A 25,639-nucleotide genomic window follows, 5' to 3' on the forward strand; every position below is an offset into this window, starting at 1 on the left:
GGTTATCCTTCCTGCTCAATGCGGGTTAACACCTCGCGCAATACCGGTCCATATTCGTATTTTCCAGGACAGACATAGGTACAGAGCGCCAGATCTTCTTCGTCCAGCTCCAGACAGCCCAGCGCCTGCGCGCTGTCGGTATCACCGGCGAGCAGATCGCGCAGCAGCATGGTCGGCAGAATATCCAGCGGCATGACGCGCTCGTAGTTACCAATCGGGACCATGGCGCGCTCGCCACCGTGCGTACTGGTCGAGAAGCTAAACAGCTTATTACGCAGGAAATGGCCCAGCGTGGTGCGGGTGACGGAATATTTTTCCGCACCGGGCAGCACCCAGCCGAACAGCTCTTTCTCACGCCCTTCCTGCACAATGCTGACCTGAAGATGAAAACGTCCCAGATACGCGTGTGCATTGGCAGCATGGCGTCCGCTGAGGACCGAACCGGAAATCAGGCGGTTTTCCCCCTCTTTGGTTTCCCCCACCAGCAGTTCATTGATGTCTGCGCCCAGCAGCGTCTTCACCAGGCGCGGGTGTGCAGCCTGCGGCCCGCCGATGGCAACGATCCGTTCAGCGCAGAGTTCACCCGTAGTAAAAAGCTTACCGATGGCGATGACGTCCTGATAATTCAGATGCCAGACCCGTTTCGTCAGGCTTACCGGCTCAAGAAAGTGGATGTGCGTTCCGACCAGACCCGCCGGATGCGGGCCAGCAAACTCATTAAACGTGACCTGCCCCTGCGGATGCCCGCCAAGCTTGCCGCCGCCGGCCTGGCAAACGTGGACTTTCCCTGACGTGAGGCGGGTTAAAACGGTCAATCCGGCATCGAAGGCTTTGCGCTGTGCCAGGATAACCGGCTGCGGGTCCACGCTAAGCGGATTGGTGTCGATGGCCGTGACGAAAATCGCGGCCGGTTCCGTGCCCGGAACAGGGGATTTGCTGAAGGGACGCGTACGAAGCGCGGTCCATAAACCGGACGCCAGAAGCTGAGCCTGAACGGCGTCACGGCTCAGCGACGCGAGGTCTGCGGCATCGTAATGGGCGAATTCACGCTGTTCGTTGCCTTCAATGCGAATAACCACCGACTGCAGAACGCGTCGTTCGCCACGGTTAATCGCCACAACGGTGCCACTTGCGGGGGCCGTGAACACCACGCCGGGATTTTTTTTGTCCTCAAAGAGCGCCTGTCCTTTGATCACGCGATCGCCTTCCTGTACCAACATAGAAGGTCGCATTCCCAGGTAGTCGTCGCCCACAATGGCGACATGATGGATGCTTGCGCCTGTCGAAACGTGCTGCGCGGGCACGCCTGCAATCGGCAGATCAAGTCCTTTTTTTATTTTAAACATGTGGTTAGCAGGTTTCCATGAACAACAATCCAGTGGCCGCGAAGTGTAACATTTTCCCCTTCTCGCGGGCAGGGAATCCGCCGTCGCGCGCGCCAAATTGCGAGCTAATGCGCAAAGTTCCTGGAGCCATCGCGATTTTGATGGTTTATAAAGTAAAACTAATTTGTAAACTCACCGCCCGGCTCTTGCGAAAATCTATAGCGGTGCTAATGTGAGCGCTCCTAACAGAATAATCTGATTTCGGGTCTCTTTTGCCGTCCTGGCAAGTTGGTCATGGTTTTATCAAGGAACTAGTAGTATGCGTAAAATCGCATTGTTCATTGCGATGCTTCTGATTCCGTGCATGTCGTTTGCCGGACTGCTCAGCAGTAATAGCTCAACGACGCCGGTCAGCAAGGAATATAAACAGCAGTTAATGGGATCGCCGGTTTATATTCAAATCTTCAAGGAAGAACGCACTCTCGATCTGTTTGTGAAAATGGGCGAGACCTATCAGCTGCTTGATAGTTACAAAATTTGTAACTACTCCGGCGGGCTGGGGCCAAAACAGCGTCAGGGCGACTTCAAAAGTCCGGAAGGGTTCTACAACGTTCAGCGCAGCCAGCTCAAGCCTGACAGCCGCTTCTATAAAGCCATTAACATCGGCTTCCCGAATGCCTATGACCGTGCTCACGGTTATGAAGGTAAATACCTGATGATCCACGGTGCCTGCGTGTCTATCGGCTGTTATGCGATGACCGATTCCGGCATTGATGAGATATTCCAGTTCGTGACCGGCGCGCTGGTCTTTGGACAGCCTAGCGTACAGGTCAGCATCTATCCGTTCCGCATGACGGACGCCAACATGGCGCGTCACAAGTACTCATACTACGCGGATTTCTGGAAACAGCTGAAGCCAGGTTACGACTACTTTGAGCAGACCCACAAGCCGCCGGTGGTCTCTATCGTAGATGGCCGTTACGTGGTCAGCAAACCGCTGAGCCACGAAGTCGTCCATCCACAGCTGGCGTCAAATTACACGGTCCCCGAGACAAAATAGTACCCACTCGCCTGGCATAATCTTTTGCCAGGTTTCGTTGCCCGTCAGCGGCTGCGTTGCAATGACTGTGACCACATCGTTCGGTGTGGTCTCCTTCTGAAAGTCTATCTCCACATCCTGATCCAGCAGCGTCGCCACGCCAAACGGCGCACGGCGGGTGATCCAGAACAGATTCGTCGAGCAGAACGCCATCACATAGCGGCCGTCAGAGAGCAGCATGTTGAACACGCCTTTTTCACGCAATTCAGACGCCAGCGTCGCGATGTATTTGAACACGGCAGCCATGTTGCTGGGCGTGCGGGGATAGCGCTCCGTCAGCTTGTGCAGCAGCCAGCAGAAGGCTTTTTCGCTATCCGTTTCGCCGACCGGGCGGAAATTGCCCGTCTCCAGCGACTTATAGCCCGTGAGTTGCCCGTTGTGCGCGTAGGTCCAGTTACGGCCCCACAGCTCGCGGGTAAACGGATGGGTATTTTCCAGCGCCACTTCGCCACGGTTAGCCTGACGGATGTGGGCGATCACCGAGCGGGACTTGATGGGGTAGTCCTGCACCAGTTTGGCAATCGGTGAGTTAAAGCTGGGCTGTGGATCTTTGAACGTGCGACACCCTTTGCCTTCGTAGAAGGTGATGCCCCAGCCGTCTTTATGCGGCCCGGTTCCTCCACCGCGCTGAACCAGCCCGGTGAAACTAAAGCAGATATCGGTTGGCACATTGGCGCTCATCCCGAGCAGTTCGCACATACGTCACCTCCACAACAGCGGGGGCAAGAGTGCCCCCAGCGAAGTCTTACTTAACCATCTCTTTTTCGATCAGCTGGATCAGGATGTGGATCACTTTGATGTGAATTTCCTGAATACGGTCAGCATAACCGAAGTGCGGAACGCGAATTTCAACATCCGCAGTACCGTCCATCTTACCGCCATCTTTACCCGTCAGGGTGATGACTTTCATCCCTTTTTCACGCGCGGCGGCGATCGCTTTGATCACGTTGCCGGAGTTGCCGGAGGTAGAAATCCCCAGCAGCACGTCGCCTTCACGGCCTACCGCTTCAACGTAGCGGGAGAAGATGTGATCGTAACCGAAGTCGTTGCCTACGCAGGAGATGTGGCTCACGTCTGAAATCGCAATCGCCGGGTAGCCCGGGCGGTTTTCGCGATAGCGTCCGGTCAGCTCTTCTGCAAAGTGCATCGCGTCGCAGTGGGAACCGCCGTTACCGCAGGAGAGCACTTTGCCACCGGCTTTGAAGCTGTCGGCCAGCAGGACCGCTGCGCGCTGAATAGCGTGAATATTGGCATCATCTTTCAGAAAGTTCGCCAGCGTTTCCGCCGCTTCGTTCAGTTCGTTACGAATAAGATCCTGGTACATGAGGATAATCCTTCAGTATTGATGAAATAACACAGTGGAGTGTACCGGATAGCGCGAAAAGCGAGAAGCTAAAGCCATGCGAATCGTCCGGCGTTTTGATTTTTTGTGCCGGCTAAAACACGAACAATGTGAACCAGGTTGTAATTATTTTGTAAACACATTGCTAAAGGAATTTACATCAACTACAACCATATCATCACAAGTGGTCAGACCTCCTACAAGCAAGGGAGCTTTTCTTTATGATGATTTTGAGCATTCTCGCAACCGTTGTTCTGCTCGGTGTGTTGTTCTATCACCGCGTAAGTTTATTCCTGAGCAGCCTGATTCTTCTGGCCTGGACGGCTGCGCTTGGCGTCGCAGGTCTCTGGAATATCTGGCTTTTAGTCCCTCTTGCCATCATTCTTCTGCCGTTTAACCTGGCGCCGATGCGTAAATCCATGATCTCTGCGCCGGTGTTCAAAGGCTTCCGCAAAGTGATGCCGCCAATGTCGCGTACCGAGAAAGAAGCGATTGATGCGGGCACTACCTGGTGGGAAGGCGACCTGTTCCAGGGCAATCCGGACTGGAAAAAGCTGCATAACTATCCGCAGCCGCGCCTGACCGCGGAAGAACAGGCGTTTATTGACGGCCCGGTAGAAGAAGCCTGCCGTATGGCAAACGACTTTGCCATCACCCACGAAATGGCCGATCTGCCGCCAGAGCTGTGGGCGTACCTGAAAGAGCATCGCTTCTTCGCGATGATCATCAAGAAAGAGTACGGCGGCCTGGAGTTCTCCGCTTACGCTCAGGCTCGCGTCCTGCAGAAGCTGGCGGGCGTTTCCGGGATCCTGGCGATTACCGTTGGCGTACCTAACTCCTTAGGGCCGGGCGAACTGCTGCAGCATTACGGTACGGAAGAGCAGAAAGATCACTACCTGCCGCGTCTGGCACGCGGTCAGGAAATCCCGTGCTTCGCGCTGACCAGCCCGGAAGCAGGCTCCGATGCGGGCGCGATCCCGGATACCGGCGTGGTCTGCATGGGCGAGTGGCAGGGCGAGCAGGTGCTGGGCATGCGCCTGACCTGGAACAAGCGTTATATCACCCTGGCGCCTATCGCCACCGTGCTGGGTCTGGCCTTTAAGCTCTCTGACCCGGAAAAACTGCTGGGCGGTGAAGAAGATCTGGGCATTACCTGTGCGCTGATCCCAACCTCTACCCCAGGCGTCGAGATTGGTCGTCGTCACTTCCCGCTGAACGTGCCGTTCCAGAACGGTCCGACCCGCGGTCAGGATATCTTTGTGCCGATTGACTACATCATCGGTGGCCCGAAAATGGCCGGTCAGGGCTGGCGTATGCTGGTGGAATGTCTGTCGGTGGGCCGCGGCATTACCCTGCCGTCGAACTCAACCGGCGGTCTGAAGTCGGTCGCGATGGGGATTGGTGCCTACGCTCACATCCGCCGTCAGTTCAAAATCTCCATCGGTAAGATGGAAGGTATCGAAGAGCCGCTGGCGCGTATCGCGGGCAACGCCTACGTGATGGACGCCGCCGCCACGCTGATTACCTACGGCATTATGCTGGGCGAAAAACCAGCCGTACTGTCGGCCATTGTGAAGTACCACTGTACCCACCGCGCGCAGCAGTCAATCATTGACGCGATGGATATTGCAGGCGGTAAAGGCATTATGCTCGGCGAAGGCAACTTCCTGGCGCGCGGCTATCAGGGCGCACCGATTGCCATCACCGTGGAAGGCGCAAACATCCTGACCCGCAGCATGATGATCTTCGGTCAGGGCGCAATTCGCTGCCATCCTTACGTTCTGGAAGAGATGGCCGCCGCGCAGAACAACGACGTGGATGCCTTCGATAAGCTGCTGTTCAAACATATCGGTCACGTGGGCAGCAACAAGGTGCGCAGCTTCTGGCTGGGTCTGACGCGCGGCCTTACCAGCGCCACGCCGACCGGCGATGCGACCAAACGTTATTACCAGCATCTGAACCGTCTGAGCGCCAACCTGGCCCTGCTGTCTGACGTTTCCATGGCGGTGCTGGGCGGGAGCCTGAAGCGTCGCGAACGTATCTCTGCCCGTCTGGGCGATGTGCTGAGCCAGATCTTCCTGGCCTCTGCGGTCCTGAAACGCTACGACGACGAAGGCCGTCAGGAAGCGGATCTGCCGCTGGTGCACTGGGGCGTGCAGGATGCAATGTATCAGGCTGAACAGGCGATTGACGATCTGCTGGCGAACTTCCCGAACCGCTTCGTGGCGGGCGCCCTGCGCGTGGTGATCTTCCCGACCGGTCGTCACCACCAGGCGCCGTCCGACAAGCTGGACCACAAGGTGGCGAAGATCCTGCAGGTACCGAGCGCAACCCGCTCCCGTATCGGTCGTGGTCAGTATCTGACGCCGACGCCACATAACCCGGTGGGTCTGCTGGAAGAGGCGCTGCTGGACGTGATGGCTGCCGATCCGATTCACCAGAAGATCTGTAAACAGCTGGGCAAAAACCTGCCGTTTACCCGTCTGGACGAACTGGCAAAACAGGCACTCGCCGGTGGCATTATCAATAAAGATGAAGCCGCTCTGCTGGTGAAAGCCGAAGAGAGCCGTCTGCGCAGTATTAACGTGGATGATTTCGAACCGGACGAGCTGGCGACGCAGCCGGTAAAGCTCCCGGAGAAGCACCGTAAACCTGAAGCGGCGTAACGCGTTTCGCTTATACAAACCCCGCCTCGCGCGGGGTTTTTTATTGCCACATTTTCTCGTTATGTCGTGCTACAGTGTCAAAAAGTGGTCGTTTGAGGAGTCTGAATTGTGCCTGGTCTGAAGATTTCTATTTTGCAACAACCTTTAGTGTGGATGGATGGCCCCGCCAACCTGCGCCACTTTGATCGCCAACTGGAAGACATTACCGGGCGTGATGTGATTGTCCTGCCGGAAATGTTCACCACCGGCTTCGCCATGGAAGCGGCAAAACAGTCAATGCCTCAGGATGAGGTGGTCGCCTGGATGCACGCCAAAGCGCAGCAGACTAATGCGCTGATCGCCGGCAGCGCCGCCCTGCAGACCGAACGCGGGCCGGTGAACCGCTTCCTGCTGGTGGAGCCGGAAGGAAAAGTGCATTTTTACGATAAACGCCACCTGTTCCGCATGGCGGATGAGCATCATCACTATGAAGCCGGTAACGAGCGCGTGGTGTTCGAGTGGCGAGGCTGGCGTATTCTGCCGCTGGTTTGCTACGACCTGCGTTTCCCGGTGTGGTCGCGTAACCGCAACGATTACGACCTGGCGCTGTATGTCGCCAACTGGCCTGCACCGCGCTCCCTGCACTGGCAATCGCTGCTGGTGGCGCGCGCGATTGAGAACCAAGCGTACGTGGTGGGCTGCAACCGCGTGGGGACGGACGGCAACGGACATCACTACCGCGGCGACAGCCGGGTGGTGAATCCGCAGGGCGAGATCATCGCCACCGCCGAGCCGCACCAGGCGACGCGCATTGATGCGGAGCTGTCGTTAACGGCGCTGAAAGAGTACCGGGAGAAGTTTCCGGCGTGGCAGGATGCGGATCCGTTTAGCATCGGCTGAAATTTTCCCCTCACCCAAAGGGTTGAGGGATCCCCATAAAATAATGCCAGCAAAGACGACTCCCTCTCCCTTGAGGGAGAGGGCTGGGGTGAGGGGGAACATACGACTGCGGAGGTTATTCCGTTCACTTTATGTTCCTCGCTACTCTGTAACGACACAACCTGTGAACGTGCCAGGGTGGCTCAGTCGCCACCACCTGGCGACCCGGGCTCCCGGCGGTAAATCGCCGCTTCGCGGTGCCCTCGGCTTATTCCTTCCGGCTTGTCGGGGACGGGCGGAGGCAACGTCCATGTAAAGCCCGCCCTCTCGGCGCATCCCTGCGCCTCGCCCCGGCCTACAGGAAACGCCTCAGCGATTTACAGCCGGATCAGGGCATCGCTGTAAGTCATTAATTATCCTGAAACAATATTTATCGCTTCCGGCTAAAAAATTACCGGGGATCCCTCAGCCCAAAGGGAGAGGGAGGATAAAACATTAACTCACCAACGCCTGCCCGTCTTTGCGGCTTTCCGTCGCGGCCACGTAGTGCCCTTCCGGCAGGCGATAGATCACCTGCGCCCCGCCAAAGTTGTAATCCTGCAGCGGATCTTCCACCACGATCTGATGCCCGCGCGCGCGCAGGGCGGCAATCGTGTTGCGATCGAACGTCGATTCAACGATCACCTCCCTGCCCTTCACCACGCGCCAGCGCGGGGCGTCGATTGCGGCCTGCGGGTTTTGCACGTGCAGCATGATGCGCAGCGCCATCTGCATGTGCCCCTGCGCCTGCATCGGGCCGCCCATCACGCCGAAGGACATCAGCGGCTGGCCGTTGCCGTCCATCGCAAAGCCCGGAATGATGGTGTGGAACGGGCGCTTGCTGCCCGCCAGCGCGTTCGGGTGATTCGGATCCAGCACAAACCCGCAGCCCCGGTTTTGCAGGCTGATCCCGGTATCCGGCACCACGATGCCTGACCCAAAGCCCATATAGTTGGACTGAATAAACGAGACCATCATCCCGCTGGCGTCGGCGGTGCTGATGTAGACCGTGCCGCTCTGCGTCGGGGAACCGTAGACAAAATCAGATGCGTTGTCGTGGTTAATCAGCGCCGCGCGCGACTTCAGGTAATGGTCGCTCAGCAGCTCTTTCGCCGCGAACGCCATGTGTTCTTCATCCGCCACGTAGCGGTCGAGATCCGCCAGCGCCAGCTTCATCGCCTCAATGGAGAGATGCAGAGACTGCACGGAATCCGGATGATGCTTCTCAATGCCGCACTGCTCAAGAATGCCGAGCGCAATCAGCGTGGCGATCCCCTGACCGTTAGGCGGCAGCTCCTGCACCGAACCGCCCGCGAAGTCGCGCGACAGCAGCTCTACCCAGTCCACGCGATGGTTGGCTAAATCCTCAGCCGTCAGGTACGCGCCGTGTTCTTTGGCAAAAGCAGCGATTTTCTGTGCCAGCTCGCCGCGGTAAAAGGCTTCGCCGTTGGTGCGGGCGATCAGCTCCAGCGAGTTCGCCTGCGCCGGGTTACGGAAGATCTCCCCCACGCGTGGGGCGCGGCCTTCCGGTGCGAAGCAGGCGCTAAAGCCCGGCTGATCTTTCAGCTTGCTATAGCCGCGCTGCCAGAGATGCCCAATCAGCGGCGAGACCGGGAAACCGTTGCGCGCATAGTCAATTGCAGGCTGCGCCAGCGTGGTCAGCGGCAGCGTGCCGAAGCGTTCCGCCAGCGCGACCCAGCCGGATACCGCCCCCGGCACGGTCACCGCGTCCCAGCCGATTTCCGGCACCGCGGTTTTACCGGCAAACAGATCCGCATGCCAGCTCGCAGGCGAACGACCGGACGCGTTCAGGCCGTGCAGCTTTTCGCCGTCCCAGACGATGGCAAAGGCATCGCTGCCAATCCCGTTGCCGGTCGGCTCGACCACCGTCAGCGCCATCGCGGTGGCAATGGCCGCATCCACGGCATTCCCGCCCAGCTGCAGCATCTTCATGCCCGCCTGCGCCGCCAGCGGCTGAGACGTCGCAACGGCGTTATGGCCCAGCATCGGCGGGCGGCGTGAATCGTAACCGGACGTAAAATCAAGCGCTTTGGTCATCATGACTCCTTAGTCATGGCGCGGATCGAGCGCATCGCGCAGCCCGTCGCCGAGTAAATTAAAGCCCTGCACGGCAAGAAAAATCGCCACGCCGGGGAAAATGGACATCCACGGGGCCTGCTCAAGAAACCCTTTCGCGGTGTTAAGCATGGACCCCCAGGACGGATTGGGCGGCTGCTGCCCCAGCCCCAAAAACGACAGGCTGGCTTCAGCGATTATCGCCGAGGCAATCGCCAGCGTGGCCTGCACCAGGATCGGCGACATCACGTTGGGCAGGACGTATTTAATGATGATCCAGCGATCCGGTAGGCCAATTGCCCGCGCGCCGTCGATATACTCTTCGTTGCGAATGGCGATCACCTGGCCGCGCGTCAGGCGGGCAAAGATCGGCATCGCGGAGAGGCCAATGGCGATCATCGCGTTGGTCAGGCTTGGGCCCAAAAATGCCCCCAGCGCGATCGCCATGATTAGGAACGGACAGGCCAGCAGCGCCTCGATAAAGCGCGAGATCACGCCGTCCCACATCTTCTGGAAGTAGCCCGCCACCAGCCCCAGCGGCACGCCGATAACCACCGCAATAACGACCGACATACAGCCCGCCATCAGCGAGGTGCGAGCCCCCCAGATAATGCGGGATAAGATGTCGCGCCCCAGTTCGTCGGTGCCGAACCAGTACATCGCCGACGGCGCTTTGCGCACCGCCAGGAAGTTGGCTTTCACCGGGTCGAACGGGGCGATCCACGGCGCCAGCAGCGCCACCAGCACAAAGAACCCCACCGCCACCGCGCCAATCACCGCGCTTTTATTGCCGAGGAATTTCTTCAGTACCCGGTTCTGCGCGCGCGGCAGCGCGGGCGTAACGGTTTGCGTCGTCAGTTCCGCCATGGTTAACCTCGCATTTTCGGGTTGATAAGGACGTAGAGCACGTCGGCCAGCAGGTTGAGCATCAGGAAGCCAATCGCCACGATCAGCACCACGCCCTGCACCACCGCGTAGTCACGGTTAAACACCGAGTCGACGATCATCTTGCCAAAGCCCGGAATGGTGAAAACCTGTTCGGTCAGCACCGCACCGCCCAGCAGCTCGCCAAACAGCAGCGTGGTGAGGGTAATCACCGGCACCAGCGCGTTGCGAAACGCGTGCTTTAAGATCACCGCCTTCGGCAGCAGCCCCTTAGCGCGCGCGGTGCGGATGTAATCCGCCTTTAGCACGGCAATCATCGAGGCGCGGGTATGGCGCATCAGCGTTGCCGCGAGGCCCGTTCCGAGAACGGACGCGGGCAGCAGCAGCGTACGCAGGTTCTGGATCGGATCTTCACTGAACGGCACGTAGCCGGAGGCGGGTAGCCACTGCAGGTTCACCGAAAAAACCAGAATCAGCAGGATCCCCAGCCAGAAGTGCGGGATCGAGATCCCCGAGATCGCCACGAAGTTCGCCCCGTGATCGACCCAGCTGTTTTTGTTCACCGCCGCGAGGATCCCCATGCTGATGCCAAACACCAGCGCGATAATCATCGCCAGCAGCGACAGCTCCAGCGTGACCGGCAGCTTACTGGCGATCAGCTGCGTCACCGGCTCGTGCGTGCGTAAGGAGACGCCCAGATCCCCCTGCAGCGCCCGCGTCAGCCAGTGGAAATACTGCACGGGGATCGGCGCATCGAGGTTCAGCTCCGCACGCAGCTGAGCGATGACCGCCGGATCGCGCTCCTCGCCAGCCATGGCGATCAGCGGGTCGCCGGGCAGCAGCTTTTGCAGCCCGAACACCATCATGCTCACCAGCAGTAGCGTCGGGACGGCCAGCAGCAGACGTTTGCAAATCAGTTCCAGCATGGGCTCTCCTCAGGACGGTTATTTCGCCAGCGTCAAACCCGCCAGACGCACGATGCCGTCCGGGTAAGGCTTAAAGCCCTGCACGCTTTTGTTCAGGCCGAAAATGCGCGGCTCGAAGTAGAGGTAGGCAATAGGCATGTCGGTTTGCAGCTGCTTCACCACCTTGTCGTACAGCGGCTGGCGCGCGGCCTGGTCGGTGCTCTGGCGTGCCTGGGTCAGCCACTCATCCACCTGCGCATTACTGTAGCGGCCGTCGTTCAGGGTGCCTTTACTGTTGATAAAGCCGTAGATGCTGCCGTCCGGATCGGGGCGACCCGACCAGCCGGAGAAGCTCAGCTGATAGTCACCGCTCTGCTGGCGATCGAGCAGCGTGGCGAATTCGGTCATCTGCAGGTTCAGGGTGAAGCCCGCCTCGGCCACCATCGCCTGCAATACCTGCCCCACCTGCTGCGAGGTTGGGTTGTTCGGCACCAGCAGGTTGACGGTCAGCGGCGCGGTCACACCGGCGGCTTTCAGCAGCGCTTTGGCTTTATCGACGTCACGCGGCGGGACCGGCAGGTTAACGTGATACGGGCTGACCGGTGAAAACGCCTGGTTGGCCGGGGTGTAGAGCCCTTCAAAGACCACCTGGTTTAGCGCATCGCGGTCGATAGCCTGCGAGAAGGCCTCGCGCACGCGGGCATCCTTAAACGGATCGTTCGCCGGCACCTTGCCGTTGTTGATGTTAAAGGTGATGCCCTGATAGCCCAGGCCCGTTACCTTTGCCAGCGCCAGCTTGCTGTCAGCCTCGACGGTTTTCACATCGCTGGCGGCGATGCCTTCGGTCAGGTCGAGATCGCCCGCGCGCAGGTTCGCGAGACGCACGGAGGCATCCGGGATCGGCAGATAGATAATTTTGTCGAAGTGGTAGGCGTCTTTATTCCAGTAGTTGTCGAAGCGGGTCAGAACAATACGGTCCTGGGACACGCGGCTGTCGAATTTATACGGGCCGGAACAGACGGGATGGGCGGCAAAGTCAGGCTTTTTCGCCGCCTCGGGGGCCATCATCGCGCCCGCGCGGTCGGTGAGCTGCATCAGCAGCGCGGCATCGGGGGTCTTCAGGTGCAGCGCAATCTGCATCGGGCCGGTGACCTCGACCGATTCAACGGAGGAGATCTCGCTCTTACGCAGGGAGCCTTTCAGGGTCAGGGCGCGGTCGAGGTTGTATTTTGCCGCGGCAGCATCGAATTTCTCACCGTCGTGGAAGGTGACGCCTTCGCGCAGATTGAGCGTCAGGGTTTTACCGTCCGCACTCCACGCCCAGTCTTTGGCCAGACCGGGAACAACCTTCAGATTTTCATCCACGTCCACCAGCCTGTCGCACAGGGAGGCAAACACGAAGCGGCCATAGTAGGTGCGCGCCAGATGCGGGTCGAGCATGTCCGGGTCAGCGCCCAGACCGATTCGCAGCACGCTTTCAGAATGGGCGGGCAGCGCCGCGCCAAGCAACATAACACTTCCCAGTACGGTCAAAAGAGAATTACGCATTGTCATTATCATGAGTTCCTTGAAGGAAGGGACGAGTGAGTGGCCGCGTGTTCAAACAGCGCGCGGCGGCGCAGAAAAGCGGCGGATGGCGGTGCAATCTGGATAACGCTGCGATCGCGGTTGATCTCCTGCCAGCGGTGGCAGGCAACCTGACGCCCGCCGTCGAGCACCTGATTGATCGGCTCGACCTGACGGCATTCGTCGGTGACGTACGGGCAGCGGGTGTGGAAACGACAGCCGGACGGCGGGCTGGCTGGGTTGGGCAGATCCCCCTGCAGCAGCGGCGCATCTCGCTCAATGCCCGGCTGCATCTGCGGCGCCGAGGCGATCAGCGCCTGGGTATAGGGATGCAGCGGCGCGTCAAAAATCTCATCCACGGTGGCAAGCTCGACGATTTGCCCAAGATACATGACCGCCACGCGGTCGCTCATATGGCGGATCACCGCCAGGCCGTGGGCGACAATCACCATCGTCAGCCCCAGCTGGTGCTTCAGGCTTTCCAGCAGGTTGACCACCTGCGCCTGAACGGAGACGTCCAGCGCGGATACCGGCTCATCACCCAGCAGCAGCTTCGGTCCCGAGGCCAGCGCGCGCGCAATGCCGATACGCTGGCGCTGCCCGCCGGAAAACTCGTGCGGATATCGGCCGGCCCAGGCGGCGGGCAGGCCTACAGTCTTGAGCAACTCGACAACGCGGTACTGGCGATCCGCTTTTTTCATGTTCTGATGCAGCCACAGCGGCTCGCCGACGATCTGCTCCACCGTCATGCGCGGGTTGAGCGAGGCGAAGGGATCCTGAAAGATGATCTGCAGCTCGCGCCGGAGCTGATTGAGGCGCGCCCCCGAGGCATGCGTGATCTCTTCCCCCTGGTAAAACACGCGCCCTTCGCTGGCGGCCAGCAGGCGCAGCAGCAGACGGCCAAGCGTGGATTTTCCGGAACCGGACTCGCCGACGATCGCCAGCGTTTCGCCCGGCATCACAGCAAGCGAAACGCGATCGACCGCCGTGACAAACCGTGCCGGAGTAAAGAGTTTTTTCGGGCCGGGGAAAAGCTTGCTGAGGTCACGGGCTTCAAGAATGGGCGTGGTCATGCTATTTCTCCCAGGGCAATGTGCTGTTCGAGCGGCACGCGGAAGCAGGCGACCTGATGGCCCGCGCCGAGCGTGGTGAGCTGCGGTTTTTCAGCGTGGCAGCGCGTCTGCGCAAACGGGCAGCGCGTCGCGAAACGGCAGCCCTTCGGCATGGATTCCGGGAGCGGGACCGCGCCGGGAATGGTGGAGAGCTGGCCCTTACGTGCGCCCAGCGAGGGGATCGAGCCCATCAGGCCGATGGTGTACGGGTGCTGCGGATCGGCAAAAATAGCCTCCACGCTCCCCTGCTCCACCACCTGCCCGGCATACATCACGGCGACCTGCTGGGCTACTTCTGCCACCACGCCTAAATCGTGGGTGATCATCAGCACTGCCGTGCCGGTTTCCTCTTTTAAGGCGTTGAGCAAGGCAAGGATTTGCGCCTGGATGGTGACGTCGAGCGCGGTGGTGGGCTCGTCAGCAATCAGCAGTTTGGGATGGTTAATCAGCGCCATCGCAATCATCACGCGCTGGCGCATGCCGCCGGAAAGCTGGTGGGGATACGCTTTCAGGCGCATCTCTGCCGCCGGGATCTGTACCTTCTCGAGGATCTGCAGCGCGACCTTCATCGCCTCTGCGCGCGAGACGTTCTGGTGTCGTATAACCGCTTCGCTAAGCTGATCGCCCAGCGTAAACACCGGATTGAGTGAGGTCATCGGCTCCTGAAAAATCATCGCCAGCTCGCTGCCGCGCAGATCGGCATATTCCCGCGGTGAGAGCTTGCGCAGATCGTGGCGGCGGAACTGCATCTCCCCGCTGACGATCCGTGCGCTGGCGGGCAGTAACCCCATCAGCGCCAGTGAGGTGATACTTTTCCCGCAGCCGGACTCCCCCACCAGCGCGAGCGTTTCGCCCGCCCTGACGGTCAGAGAAATACCATCAAGCACGCTAACCGGCGAGCCAGCAAACGTAACGTTGAGGTTTTGCACTCGCAATACGGGCGTGGCGTCCTTAAAGGGTATTGTCGTCATGGCGTGAAGTCGTCCTCGAGGTGGATCGCCTGAATCAGGGCGGTTTGCAGGCTGAGCAGGTGTTCGCGCATGGCGGCCGCGGCTTCATTTGGCTGGCGATGGATAATCGCAGCCATGATCTTGTGGTGGTGGTCGTTATAGCTGTCGACACGTTCGGGGGTGCGTGCCAGCTCGCGCAGATGCTGCCAGCCCGGTTCACGTCTGACGGCATCAATGGCATCAAACAGGCCGAGCATCAGACGGTTGCCCGCAGCCTCGGCAATCGCCCGGTGAAAGGCGCTATCCCAGAGTTCGTTGAGATCGCGGTCATCCGGGCTGACCTTATCGATGCGTTCCAGCATGCGCTGCATAAGCGCGAGGTTTTCCCTGGTGGCACGCAGTGCCGCAAGCCGGGCCAGGCCGGGTTCAAGCTGAAGACGAGCTTCCATCACTTCCAGCAGGTTGGTTTGCTGCACCAGTCCCTGAAGAGCCAGCGGTTCAACAGGTGCTGACGGGCCGATAAAGGTCCCTTTGCCCTGCTTACGCCAGATACGCCCTTCTTCTTCCAGCACGTCCAGCGCACGACGGACTTCACGTCGCCCTACGCCGAGAGTGTCCGACAGCTCACGTTCCGTGGGCAGCGGAATGCCTGGTGTTGACTCATGCTGGTTGATTAGCCCGCGCAACTGCTCAAGCGCGGTGCTGGAATTGGCCAGAAACCGTGACGGTTTTTCCATATTGGTTCGCTCGCTTTCATCATAATTTTATTTTTATTAACGATAAGTTATTGATATGGAATGAAGCTTATCGTGCTAATGATTAAGCAATAACCAAACCAATACGCAATTGGTTCGGTTATTTTTTGGAAAGCGAGAGATAACCAAATGATTCTGCGTGAATTATTTTTACAGAAAGACACATTCTGACTGAGGTCTGAAGAGAGGTTCGGTGGTTAAATGCACAATATCAGTGCAGATAGCGCACTATATTTGTGCAATTGTTAATTAGTTGCACCATAGATATTAACTTTTTGTTAACGATAGTTGAGGGGATGAGATTACAGAATGCTGAAACGACGAAGGCCTGAATCATTTCTGATTCAGGCCTTCTGAATAGTGGCGGAACGGACGGGACTCGAACCCGCGACCCCCTGCGTGACAGGCAGGTATTCTAACCGACTGAACTACCGCTCCACTGTTCCCGTTTGGGGAACGAGGCGCATATTACGGTGCGCCTCCGATCTCGTCAACGCTTTTTCTCGCGTTTTGAATCGTTTGCTGCAAAAATCGCCCAAACGATGATTTTACAGGCATTCCGGCGTTTTTTCAGGCGCGCCACATACAGCTACCGCCCTTCTTCTGGACCAGATCAAGCCGGGATTCGTGGTTATGAAGCTCTTCATCACTGGCTAAAACAACCCGCAACCGGCTTGCCTGACGGACAACACGCTGAATGCCCGCTTCGCCTTGCGTCTGCTGGGATTCATTTTCCATACTGAACTTCATTGAGGTCTGCCCGCCGGTCATCGTCAGATAGACATCCGCCAGGATCTGGGCATCGAGCAACGCCCCGTGGAGCGTTCGTTTGGTATTGTCTATCTCGTAGCGCGAGCAGAGCGCATCCAGGCTGTTACGCTTGCCGGGAAACATCTTCCTTGCCAGCGCCAGGCTGTCCGTCACCTTACAGAAGGTGTTCGTCTTCGGGATATCACGATTAAGCTTGCTGAATTCATAATCCATAAAGCCGATATCGAACGAGGCGTTATGGATGACAAGCTCGGCACCCTTGATATATTCCAGGAACTCGTCAGCGACATCCGCAAACGTCGGCTTATCCAGCAAGAACTCATCGGCAATCCCGTGAACGCCGAACGCTTCCGGATCCACCAGCCGATCGGGTTTGAGGTAGACGTGGAAGTTGTTCCCCGTAAGACGACGGTTCACCACTTCAACGGCGCCGATCTCGATGATCTTATGCCCTTCGTAGTGCGCGCCGATCTGGTTCATACCGGTGGTTTCGGTATCGAGGACAATCTGGCGAGTAATTGCAGTGCTCATAGCGGTCATTTATGTCAGACTTATCGTTTTACTGAACGTTTCGAATACAGGAAGTCTACCAGAGATGCGTAAACAGGTAGAAATTTTCACCGATGGATCTTGTCTCGGTAACCCAGGACCCGGCGGTTACGGCGCGATTATGCGCTATCGCCAGCACGAAAAAACTTTTAGCGAAGGCTATTTTCTGACCACCAACAACCGGATGGAGTTGATGGCGGCTATCGTGGCGCTGGAGGCGTTAAAAGAACATTGTGACGTGGTGTTAAGCACCGACAGTCAGTACGTGCGCCAGGGGATTACCCAGTGGATCCACAACTGGAAAAAACGCGGCTGGAAAACCGCCGATAAGAAACCGGTCAAGAACGTCGATCTCTGGAAACGTCTTGATGCTGCGCTGGGCCAGCACCAGATTAAGTGGGAGTGGGTTAAAGGCCACGCAGGCCACCCGGAAAACGAACGCTGCGACGAACTGGCGCGTGCTGCGGCATCCAATCCCGCTCATGAAGATGCGGGCTATCAGCCCGACGTTTAATCGGTTTTTTTGTACTGCCGCGTGGCACCGACGGTCTGGCGGATTGGCGTTTTCGACTTGCTCTGCTTCATGGGGTTAAGCGTAAGGGGAATGGTTCGCTTACGCGCGACGATAAACTGCAAACAGCCCAACGCGGGGAGGTGGGTACTCAGTACAACGCCCCCCTGCCGCGCCCAGGGCAGCACCTGAAAACCACCGTAGCAGAGCACTTCAAAGTTCAGCAACGAAAGCCAGTCGAGCTGGCGCATCATGGTGAACATCCGGCTGTTGTAAGGTGGGGCCCGGCGTAGTACCGGTACCAGCTTACGCAGGCCCATCAGGCTTAGCGGATTAAACCCGCTCAGTACCAGCCAGCCGTCATCAATCAGCACGCGATCGGCTTCGCGAAGCAGACGATGCGGATCGCTGCACCAGGGCAGCGTGTGGGCGAGCAAACAGGCATCAACGGATTTCTCTGCAAACGGCAGATGCAACGGGTCTGCCTTCACCTGAACCGGCGCTCCGCCGAGAGAGACGTTGACCTGATGCGAGATAGCGCAGCTTTCGGTATTGATTTCCGCGCTGAGATTGCCAATCTTAAGCAGGTGAAAGCCATACATCTTCGCAAGCCAGGGCTTCAGCTGTTGTTCTAACGCTTCGCGATAGTATTCACCCCAGGGCAATTCCGCCCAACGTTCCGGTGCTGCGACAGTCTGAGGTATCCTTGCCGGTTTCATCAAAACACCCGCCACGCTATAAGAGGTAATGTATGAATCTTATCAGTATTCCAGCCTTTGAGGACAATTACATCTGGGTTTTGGTTGACGACGATCGCCGATGCGTCATTGTCGATCCCGGAGAATCCTCCCCCGTTCTGCGCGCAATAAAAGAGAACGGCTGGCAGCCGGAAGCCATTCTGTTGACGCATCACCATCACGATCATACTGGCGGCGTGCCTGAACTGCGCGCTCATTTTCCGCATCTGGTGGTTTACGGACCGGCGGAGGCACAAGATAAGGGCGTCACGCAAGTAGTCGAAGAAGGCGAAACTATCCTCATACGCGAGTGGGAGTTTTCCGTATTTGCTACACCAGGTCACACTTTGGGACATCTGTGTTTCTACAGTAAACCTTATCTTTTTTGCGGCGACACGTTGTTCTCCGGAGGCTGCGGAAGACTGTTTGAAGGCACGCCAGCTCAAATGCACCAGTCTTTACAGAAGATTAATGCGTTACCCGATGACACCATTATTTGTTGCGCCCATGAGTATACATTAGGAAATATGAAGTTTGCCGTGAGCCTCTTACCCGAGGATCGGGCGATTCAGGATTATTATCACAAAGTGAAGGAGTTACGTGCAAAAGACCAAAAAACACTACCCGTAATTCTGAAAAATGAGCGCCAAATTAATTTATTTTTACGAACAGATGATCTTGATTTAATTAATAAAATTAACCAAGAAACAAATTTGCAACAACCAGAACAGCGATTTGCATGGTTAAGGTCAAAGAAAGATAACTTCAGATAATTGCGGGTTGCCTTTTCAAAATTTCGCCGTTATTATCGCTCGTCTTTTAAGCAACTATTGACACACACATGAAGGCAAAAGCGATATTACTCGCCTCTGTCCTGCTTGTAGGTTGCCAGTCGCAGAACGGCAGCAACGTACAACAGCACGCACAGAGCCTTTCTGCAGCTGGTCAAGGGGAAGCAGGGAAGTTTGCAAGTTCGGCGCGCTGGATGGACGATGGAACATCTTTCGCGCAGGATCAAGACTTGTGGACCTCTATTGGCGACGAGCTAAAGATGGGAATTCCGGAAAATACCCGGATTCGCGAACAGAAACAGAAGTATTTAAGTAATAAGAGCTATCTCCACGATGTAACGTTACGGGCAGAGCCGTATATGTACTGGATAGCCGGGCAAGTTAAGAAACGTAACATGCCTATGGAGCTGGTACTCCTACCCATAGTGGAGAGCGCTTTTGACCCACACGCGACGTCTGGCGCCAATGCCGCAGGCATTTGGCAGATCATTCCGAGCACCGGGCGAAACTATGGTCTGAAACAGACCCGCAACTATGATGCGCGTCGCGATGTTGTCGCTTCAACGACAGCCGCTCTCGACATGATGCAACGTCTGAACAAGATGTTTGACGGTGACTGGCTGTTAACGGTCGCAGCGTACAATAGCGGCGAAGGTCGTGTACTGAAGGCAATGAAAGCGAATAAAGCACGGGGTAAATCCACCGATTTTTGGTCGCTCTCACTGCCACAGGAAACAAAGATTTACGTACCGAAAATGCTGGCATTGAGCGATATTCTCAAGAACAGCAAGCGTTACGGTGTACAACTGCCAACACCAGACGAAAGTCGTGCACTGGCGCGTGTTCGCCTCAGCAATCCGGTTGATATTCAACAGGTTGCTGATATGACGGGTATGTCGGTAAGTAAATTGAAAACCTTTAATGCTGGCGTTAAAGGCTCAACCCTGGGGGCAAGTGGCCCGCAGTATGTAATGGTTCCGCAGAAACATGCTGAGCAGTTACGTGAGTCTTTAGCTTCGGGTGAAATCGCCGCCGTTCAGTCAACGCTGATCGCGGATGTCTCATCAGTTAACAGCCGCAGTTATAAGGTTCGTTCAGGTGATACGCTTTCGGGCATTGCGTCACGTCTTGGCGTGAATGCGAAAGATCTGCAGCAGTGGAATAACCTGCGCAGTTCAGGCCTGAAAGTGGGTCAGACTCTGACGGTAGGTGCAGGTAGCAGCGCACAGCGTCTCGCCAGCAACAGCGATAGCATTACCTATCGCGTGCGCAAGGGCGATTCACTGTCCAGTATCGCAAAACGACACGGCGTGAACATCAAGGATGTGATGCGCTGGAACAATGATACTGACAATCTGAAACCTGGCGACCAGCTGACGCTGTTTGTGAAGAACAGCGCGACGCCAGACTCCTGATAGCACGATCGAAAGATAAAAAGGCACCGATTCCCCTCGGTGCCTTTTTTGTTTATCCCGCTTTTTGCGCTTCAGCCATGATGGTATCGCTGGTAAACGAGCCATCGTCCTGCAGTTCAAAGTATGCCTTTACCTCTGCGGACGCACTCTCCTGATACAGCCTGATTGCCTGGCTTAATGCTTCCGGGGTGCGCATACGCGCGATCCACGAGCTGAACTCAAGCGGTAAGCGGTCTGTAATCAACGCACGCGCGATCAGCCCCGCTTCAGTGATAAATGACAACCACTCACCGCTGGCGTAGTTTTGCACATGCGAGGTGTCACGCAGCGCTTCCACCGTTTGCAGCCAGATATTGCGCACCGGATGTCCAGGAGACATCACATCCATAATAATGAAGATGCCGCCCGGCTTCAGAACACGTCTGACTTCGCGTAATGCCTGGCCAACATCATGCCAGTGGTGCGCGGAGTAACGGCTGATCACCACCTCAAACGACGCATCATCAAAAGGTAAGGATTCGGCATAGCCCTGGCGCGTATCAATGTTGTCCAGCTCCTTCGCTTTCGCCGCCTCAGCAACGACGTCCAGCATCTGGCTGGATAAGTCATACGCGGTAACGTGCGCGACATGCTGTGCAGCCATAAAGCTGGCATGCCCTGCCCCGCAGCCTAAATCCAGCACGTGGGCCTGCGGGAATGCCGCCAAACGTTCACCGAGACGCACCAGATCGCGGCCAGAAGCATGCACGGCGCTGCTCAGATAGGCACTTGCCTGAGAACCAAACTGTTTTTCTACGTTGTCATGATGGGAGTGTGTTGTTGTCATCGTACTGTCCTTTGTGAGTGGAAAATAAAGGGCAGCACCCGCGCAGGCCTGCCCCACGGCAGACCTGACACACCATTATTTATCAGGTTTGCCGGGACTGAATTCAACTAGTAGAGGGTTATGATCCGAGGCGCGCGTCACCAGAACAGAGGCGTCATGCACGCTCAAACCACGATAGAAGACAAAGTCGAGAGGACGACCAAAGGCTTTTTTGCGCTGGTCATCGCTAAAACGAACTTCACGCAGCGACATTTCGCGCGCAAAGCGATACAGCGCGTTCATGCGTGGACGGCTCCAGGCATTGAAATCGCCTGCCATAATAATGGGTCCGCTGTGATGCGCAATCTGATCGCCAATGGGAAGTAACTGCTTACTGTAGACATCCACGCCCAGGCTGAAATTGACCGCATGGATGTTCACGACCATCAACATACGGGTATCCGGCAGCGGATAAACCGTCACCAGTGCCGATTTTGCCAGACGCAGAATAGGTTCACGTTCGCGCAGAGGACAGCAATAGACGGGATGTGCTGCTGAAAGCGTCATCACGCCTGAGGGGTGTTGTGGCAGAACAAATGCAGGCACCTGGTCGGCGGCAAGATAGTTCGTGGTGGCAAACCGGACCAGCTCAGGGGTGGTTTGCGCCTCCTGGAGCAGAACCAGATGGGCATCTTTGCCAAAATTCTTGAGGACCGATAACCACTCCGCACGCTGCTGCTTAAAGATATTCCACACCAGTACACGGATTTTTTCATCGCTGCTTAACGGAGTGCCGGCGGGTAATGCCTGGCTTATGCTCGCAAATGACCCCGGAGGCAAGATCCTCTCCGCGGGCATTCCGGCAACATAACGCATGGCATAGGTATTTTTTCGCACTTTTGGAAACAGCCTCTGTAACATGAACCAGCCCGGAAAACGGACTGGTTCTAATGTTATAGGGACTTTAGGTCATACTTTCAACGCAATTTCTGAGAAACCGCTTTCCAGTTTTGTAAGCAAGCACTTACTGATTTTATCCCAGCGCGACACGAGCGGGTTTATCAAGACGTCCACTCAGGCCAATCAACAGGAAGGCGACCAGGACAATCACCGCGCCAATCCACGGGGTCTGAGTTAATCCAACATGCTCTACGGTTTGTCCGCCAATGATAGAGCCCAGCGCGATGCCGATATTAAATGCGGCAATGTTCAGACCCGATGCCACATCCACCGCATTGGGCGTATAGAGCTCGGCTTTCTGGACAACGTAAACCTGAAGCCCGGGCACATTACCAAAGGCAAAGATCCCCATGACCAGCACCGTGACCAGCGCGGCGTAGTGTAGCGAAGCCGTGAACTGGAAAATCATCAGCAGGACAACCAGGGCGGCGAAGATGAATTTCAGCGCCGGTACCGCACCATGCTTATCCGCAAGCTTGCCGCCCCAAATATTGCCAATCGCAACGGAAATACCGTATCCCAGCAAAATCCAGCTCACGGCATTGGGGGAGAAGCCTGCCAGGTCCTGCATCATCGGTGCAAGGAAGGTGAAGGCGGTGAATACGCCGCCATAGCCCAGTGCCGTGACCGCGTAGATGATCAGCAAACGCGGATGCGTGAGCACCTTCAGCTGATCGCGCAGACTGGCGCTGGCCCGGCCAGGAATATTCGACGGTACCAGCAGCAGGCTGGTCACCAGGGCAATGACGCCCAGTAAGGAGACAGCCAGGAACGTTTCACGCCAGCCGAAGTGCTGTCCGATAAACGTGCCCAGCGGTACGCCCGTAACAAGAGCGACGGTCAGCCCACCGAACATGATCGCAATGGCAGACGCCGCTTTCTCCTTGGGTACCAGGCTGGTTGCAATAGTAGAACCAATCGAGAAGAACACCCCGTGTGCAAGGCCGGTCAACAGACGAGCGATGACCAGCGTTGTGTAGTCCGGTGCCTGCCAGGCCAACACGTTGCCAGCGGTGAACAGCACCATCAGCGCGACTAACAGCTGCTTACGCGGAAAACGTCCGGTCAGGGCCGTCAGCACGGGTGCACCGACGGCGACGCCCAGGGCATAGATGGACACCAGCAGCCCGGCGGAAGGCAACGAGATCGCAAGCTGGTTAGCAATGGTGGGAACCAGCCCCACGATAACAAATTCGGTAGTGCCAATTGCAAAGGCACTGATCGTCAGGGCAAGAAGCGCCAGTGGCATAAAATACTCCGTATCATCAGGATTAAGATGACAGGCAGTATGCGCCAGTGCTTAAATAACAAAAATGGTCAAAATATCAATAGAATTTTGCGGGTGGTGCAACAATGAAAGCAACGTCAGAAGAGCTGACAATCTTTGTCGCCGTCGTCGAAAGCGGCAGCTTTAGCCGCGCGGCCGAACAGCTGGGACAGGCTAACTCAGCCATTAGCCGCTCGGTAAAAAAGCTGGAGATGAAGCTTGGGGTGAGTCTGCTCAACCGAACGACGCGTCAACTGAGCCTGACGGAAGAAGGAGAGCGTTATTTTCGCCGCGTGCAGTCGGTACTGCAGGAGATGGCTGCAGCGGAGACGGAGATTATGGAGACCCGCAGCACGCCGCGTGGGTTACTGCGCATTGATGCGGCCACGCCGGTGGTGCTTCACTTTCTGATGCCGCTGATTAAACCTTTCCGCGAACGTTATCCGGAGATGACGCTCTCTCTGGTCTCCTCAGAGACGTTTATCAACCTCATCGAGCGTAAAGTGGATGTGGCTATCCGGGCAGGAACCCTGACCGATTCAAGCTTGCGTGCCCGCCCTCTGTTTGCCAGCTACCGCAAAATTATCGCATCACCAGAGTATATTGCTGAACATGGTAAACCGGAGACGGTTGAAGAACTGAAGCAGCATCTGTGCCTTGGCTTTACGGAGCCGGTGTCGCTGAACACCTGGCCTGTCGCCTGTCATGATGGTCAACTTCATGAAATTACCTGCGGATTATCCTCAAACAGCGGGGAAACGCTGAAGCAGCTGTGCCTTACCGGGAATGGCATCGCCTGTTTATCGGATTACATGATTGATAAAGAAATTGCGCGCGGTGAGCTCGTGGAGTTAATGGCCGATAAGCGTCTGCCGGTCGAGATGCCTTTTAGTGCGGTCTATTACAGTGACAGAGCGGTCAGCACGCGCATACGAGCCTTTATTGACTTCCTGAGTGAACATATAAAAACAGCTCCCGGAGGAGCTGTGTGAGGGTTTAGAGTACAGAGGGGGGTTAATATCAGTCCCAGTCAGGCGCTAAGCCTTCCGGGCTAACCAGACGATCGTTGCACTCCAGGGCTGCGATCGCTTTTTTATCGTCAGCATCCAGGTGAAGATCCGTTGCTAACAGGTTGCTCGCCAGGTTTTCACGTTTAGTTGAAGATGGGATCACGGCATAACCTTCATCCATTGCCCATGCCAGAATCACCTGCGCGGCAGTCGCGCTATGTTTCTCAGCGATACGCGTAATCACTTCATCTTTCAGCGCCTTACCGTAGGCCAGAGTCATGTATGAGGTGATGTGGATCCCGTGCTGTTTTGCCCAGTCTACGACTTTGCGGTTCTGCAGGTATGGAGACAGTTCAATCTGGTTGGTCGCAATATTTTCTGCACCAACAGCAGCAATGGCTTTTTCCATCAGCGGAATGGTGAAGTTGGAGATCCCAATTTCGCGGGTTAAGCCCTGCTTTTTCGCTTCCAGCAGCGCCTGCATGAATTCTTCTACGGAGACGGCATCGTTTGGTGATGGCCAGTGGATCAGCGTCAGATCGACGTAGTCAGTACGCAGTTTTTTCAGGCTCTCTTTCAGGCTAGGGATAAGCTTGTCTTTGCTGAGATTCTCAATCCAGATTTTCGTGGTAATGAACAGCTCATTACGCGGTACACCGCTCTCTTCGAGAGCTTGTCCAACGGCAGCTTCGTTTTCATAGATCTGTGCCGTATCAACTGCGCGATAGCCCAGTTCGAGTGCGGTTTTAACTGATGCGATAACAACGTCGTCTTTCAGGCGGAAAGTGCCAAGACCAAATGCAGGGAGAGTCATAATATTCCTCAATCGTTATGTTCGTAAACTGAGGACGATTATCGCTGGCGGTGTTATAGAGAAAAAGATCGCAAAACGCAGAGGATTTTTGCTAATTTCGCAATAATTAAACGTCAGATAAGAAAAAAGCCCTGAGCGTTAGCTCAGGGCTTTTAATAAGTGGCGGAACGGACGGGACTCGAACCCGCGACCCCCTGCGTGACAGGCAGGTATTCTAACCGACTGAACTACCGCTCCACCGAAGACTGCTTGTAACCACCGGATTAATGCACCGGCTTACTACTTAATTTGATGCCTGGCAGTTCCCTACTCTCACATGGGGAGACCCCACACTACCATCGGCGCTACGGCGTTTCACTTCTGAGTTCGGCATGGGGTCAGGTGGGACCACCGCGCTAAAGCCGCCAGGCAAATTCTGTTAATCTGTATCA

The 25,639-nt window shown here is 56.6% G+C and carries 23 protein-coding genes, 2 tRNA genes and 1 rRNA gene; 7 read left to right on the forward strand and 19 right to left on the reverse strand.

Annotated features, from left to right (window positions below):
- Nucleotides 1-2: 2 nt before the first annotated feature.
- Nucleotides 3-1,346, reverse strand: coding sequence for a Na(+)-translocating NADH-quinone reductase subunit A (locus tag BM007_RS08585; protein ID WP_061715915.1), 1,344 nt, complete (start codon nucleotides 1,344-1,346; stop codon nucleotides 3-5).
- 298 nt (nucleotides 1,347-1,644) lie between these two features.
- Between BM007_RS08585 and dpaA the strand changes: the two genes are divergently transcribed.
- On the forward strand, nucleotides 1,645-2,385 hold the full coding sequence (dpaA, locus tag BM007_RS08590; protein WP_024909462.1) for a peptidoglycan meso-diaminopimelic acid protein amidase: 741 nt from the start codon (nucleotides 1,645-1,647) through the stop codon (nucleotides 2,383-2,385).
- Here dpaA and BM007_RS08595 read toward each other — a convergent pair.
- Both BM007_RS08595 and lpcA read right to left on the reverse strand, forming a co-directional pair.
- Nucleotides 2,356-3,123 carry a class II glutamine amidotransferase gene (locus BM007_RS08595; RefSeq protein ID WP_032646961.1) on the reverse strand — a complete coding sequence of 256 codons (768 nt, stop codon included), beginning with the start codon at nucleotides 3,121-3,123 and terminating at the stop codon, nucleotides 2,356-2,358. The genes dpaA and BM007_RS08595 overlap by 30 nt on opposite strands.
- A gap of 46 nt (nucleotides 3,124-3,169) precedes the next feature.
- Nucleotides 3,170-3,748: a D-sedoheptulose 7-phosphate isomerase gene (gene lpcA, locus BM007_RS08600; RefSeq protein ID WP_010427884.1), complete on the reverse strand. Its 579-nt coding sequence runs from the start codon at nucleotides 3,746-3,748 to the stop codon at nucleotides 3,170-3,172.
- A gap of 239 nt (nucleotides 3,749-3,987) precedes the next feature.
- Here lpcA and fadE point away from each other — a divergent pair, with 239 nt between their 5' ends.
- Together fadE and BM007_RS08610 are read left to right on the forward strand one after the other, a co-directional pair.
- Nucleotides 3,988-6,432, forward strand: coding sequence for an acyl-CoA dehydrogenase FadE (gene fadE, locus BM007_RS08605; RefSeq protein ID WP_061715916.1), 2,445 nt, complete (start codon nucleotides 3,988-3,990; stop codon nucleotides 6,430-6,432).
- A 108-nt stretch (nucleotides 6,433-6,540) separates the two neighbouring features.
- Nucleotides 6,541-7,311 carry an amidohydrolase gene (locus tag BM007_RS08610; RefSeq protein ID WP_045335360.1) on the forward strand — a complete coding sequence of 257 codons (771 nt, stop codon included), beginning with the start codon at nucleotides 6,541-6,543 and terminating at the stop codon, nucleotides 7,309-7,311.
- Nucleotides 7,312-7,785: 474 nt separating this feature from the next.
- Here BM007_RS08610 and BM007_RS08615 read toward each other — a convergent pair whose 3' ends face one another.
- The 9 genes from BM007_RS08615 to dnaQ all read right to left on the reverse strand — a co-directional run bounded on the left by BM007_RS08615 (nucleotide 7,786) and on the right by dnaQ (nucleotide 16,880).
- Complete coding sequence (locus BM007_RS08615) at nucleotides 7,786-9,387, reverse strand: gamma-glutamyltransferase family protein (protein WP_090418135.1); 1,602 nt, start codon at nucleotides 9,385-9,387, stop codon at nucleotides 7,786-7,788.
- A gap of 9 nt (nucleotides 9,388-9,396) precedes the next feature.
- Complete coding sequence (locus BM007_RS08620) at nucleotides 9,397-10,272, reverse strand: ABC transporter permease (protein ID WP_048990101.1); 876 nt, start codon at nucleotides 10,270-10,272, stop codon at nucleotides 9,397-9,399.
- 2 nt (nucleotides 10,273-10,274) lie between these two features.
- Nucleotides 10,275-11,216 carry an ABC transporter permease gene (locus BM007_RS08625; RefSeq protein ID WP_015571382.1) on the reverse strand — a complete coding sequence of 314 codons (942 nt, stop codon included), beginning with the start codon at nucleotides 11,214-11,216 and terminating at the stop codon, nucleotides 10,275-10,277.
- Nucleotides 11,217-11,234: 18 nt separating this feature from the next.
- Entirely contained in the window at nucleotides 11,235-12,749 is a 1,515-nt protein-coding gene (locus BM007_RS08630; RefSeq protein ID WP_024909457.1) for an ABC transporter substrate-binding protein, read from the reverse strand.
- A 2-nt stretch (nucleotides 12,750-12,751) separates the two neighbouring features.
- Nucleotides 12,752-13,834, reverse strand: a complete 1,083-nt coding sequence (locus BM007_RS08635; RefSeq protein ID WP_061715919.1) for an ABC transporter ATP-binding protein — start codon at nucleotides 13,832-13,834, stop codon at nucleotides 12,752-12,754.
- Nucleotides 13,831-14,844, reverse strand: a complete 1,014-nt coding sequence (locus tag BM007_RS08640; RefSeq protein ID WP_061715920.1) for an ABC transporter ATP-binding protein — start codon at nucleotides 14,842-14,844, stop codon at nucleotides 13,831-13,833. Before BM007_RS08640 ends, BM007_RS08635 begins: the two co-directional genes overlap by 4 nt.
- On the reverse strand, nucleotides 14,841-15,560 hold the full coding sequence (locus BM007_RS08645) for a FadR/GntR family transcriptional regulator (RefSeq protein ID WP_045909857.1): 720 nt from the start codon (nucleotides 15,558-15,560) through the stop codon (nucleotides 14,841-14,843). The genes BM007_RS08640 and BM007_RS08645 overlap by 4 nt, the downstream gene beginning before the upstream one ends.
- Before the next feature lie 379 nt (nucleotides 15,561-15,939).
- Nucleotides 15,940-16,016: transfer RNA gene (locus tag BM007_RS08650), tRNA-Asp, on the reverse strand.
- 132 nt (nucleotides 16,017-16,148) lie between these two features.
- On the reverse strand, nucleotides 16,149-16,880 hold the full coding sequence (gene dnaQ / locus BM007_RS08655) for a DNA polymerase III subunit epsilon (RefSeq protein WP_055726119.1): 732 nt from the start codon (nucleotides 16,878-16,880) through the stop codon (nucleotides 16,149-16,151).
- On the opposite strand from dnaQ, the gene rnhA reads away from it, so the two are divergent.
- On the forward strand, nucleotides 16,834-17,412 hold the full coding sequence (gene rnhA / locus BM007_RS08660) for a ribonuclease HI (RefSeq protein WP_175557791.1): 579 nt from the start codon (nucleotides 16,834-16,836) through the stop codon (nucleotides 17,410-17,412). The genes dnaQ and rnhA overlap by 47 nt on opposite strands.
- Here the strand turns inward: rnhA and BM007_RS08665 are convergent.
- Nucleotides 17,409-18,128, reverse strand: coding sequence for a class I SAM-dependent methyltransferase (locus tag BM007_RS08665; protein ID WP_024909452.1), 720 nt, complete (start codon nucleotides 18,126-18,128; stop codon nucleotides 17,409-17,411). The two genes, rnhA and BM007_RS08665, sit on opposite strands and share 4 nt — an antisense overlap.
- A 32-nt stretch (nucleotides 18,129-18,160) precedes the next feature.
- Between BM007_RS08665 and gloB the strand changes: the two genes are divergently transcribed.
- Nucleotides 18,161-18,919, forward strand: a complete 759-nt coding sequence (gene gloB, locus BM007_RS08670; RefSeq protein ID WP_090418137.1) for a hydroxyacylglutathione hydrolase — start codon at nucleotides 18,161-18,163, stop codon at nucleotides 18,917-18,919.
- Between the two features lie 68 nt (nucleotides 18,920-18,987).
- Complete coding sequence (gene mltD / locus BM007_RS08675) at nucleotides 18,988-20,352, forward strand: murein transglycosylase D (protein WP_032645479.1); 1,365 nt, start codon at nucleotides 18,988-18,990, stop codon at nucleotides 20,350-20,352.
- Between the two features lie 52 nt (nucleotides 20,353-20,404).
- Here the strand turns inward: mltD and BM007_RS08680 are convergent, their stop codons facing one another.
- From BM007_RS08680 to BM007_RS08690, 3 genes are all read right to left on the reverse strand, one after another.
- Nucleotides 20,405-21,178, reverse strand: coding sequence for a class I SAM-dependent methyltransferase (locus BM007_RS08680; RefSeq protein ID WP_090418139.1), 774 nt, complete (start codon nucleotides 21,176-21,178; stop codon nucleotides 20,405-20,407).
- Nucleotides 21,179-21,253: 75 nt separating this feature from the next.
- Nucleotides 21,254-22,054 carry an endonuclease/exonuclease/phosphatase family protein gene (locus tag BM007_RS08685; RefSeq protein WP_024909448.1) on the reverse strand — a complete coding sequence of 267 codons (801 nt, stop codon included), beginning with the start codon at nucleotides 22,052-22,054 and terminating at the stop codon, nucleotides 21,254-21,256.
- A 136-nt stretch (nucleotides 22,055-22,190) separates the two neighbouring features.
- Complete coding sequence (locus BM007_RS08690) at nucleotides 22,191-23,366, reverse strand: MFS transporter (protein ID WP_090418141.1); 1,176 nt, start codon at nucleotides 23,364-23,366, stop codon at nucleotides 22,191-22,193.
- Nucleotides 23,367-23,470: 104 nt separating this feature from the next.
- Here BM007_RS08690 and yafC point away from each other — a divergent pair, with 104 nt between their 5' ends.
- Entirely contained in the window at nucleotides 23,471-24,376 is a 906-nt protein-coding gene (gene yafC / locus BM007_RS08695; RefSeq protein WP_032646938.1) for a DNA-binding transcriptional regulator YafC, read from the forward strand.
- Nucleotides 24,377-24,404: 28 nt separating this feature from the next.
- Here yafC and dkgB read toward each other — a convergent pair whose 3' ends face one another.
- The 3 genes from dkgB to rrf all read right to left on the reverse strand — a co-directional run bounded on the left by dkgB (nucleotide 24,405) and on the right by rrf (nucleotide 25,617).
- A complete protein-coding gene (gene dkgB, locus BM007_RS08700) occupies nucleotides 24,405-25,208 on the reverse strand; it encodes a 2,5-didehydrogluconate reductase DkgB (RefSeq protein ID WP_090418144.1) in 804 nt (267 codons plus the stop codon).
- A 160-nt stretch (nucleotides 25,209-25,368) separates the two neighbouring features.
- Nucleotides 25,369-25,445: transfer RNA gene (locus BM007_RS08705), tRNA-Asp, on the reverse strand.
- A 56-nt stretch (nucleotides 25,446-25,501) separates the two neighbouring features.
- A 5S ribosomal RNA gene (gene rrf / locus BM007_RS08710) occupies nucleotides 25,502-25,617 on the reverse strand.
- Nucleotides 25,618-25,639: the final 22 nt, after the last annotated feature.

Source organism: Enterobacter sp. NFIX59, assembly GCF_900113755.1.
Taxonomy (GTDB): Bacteria; Pseudomonadota; Gammaproteobacteria; order Enterobacterales; family Enterobacteriaceae; genus Enterobacter; species Enterobacter pseudoroggenkampii.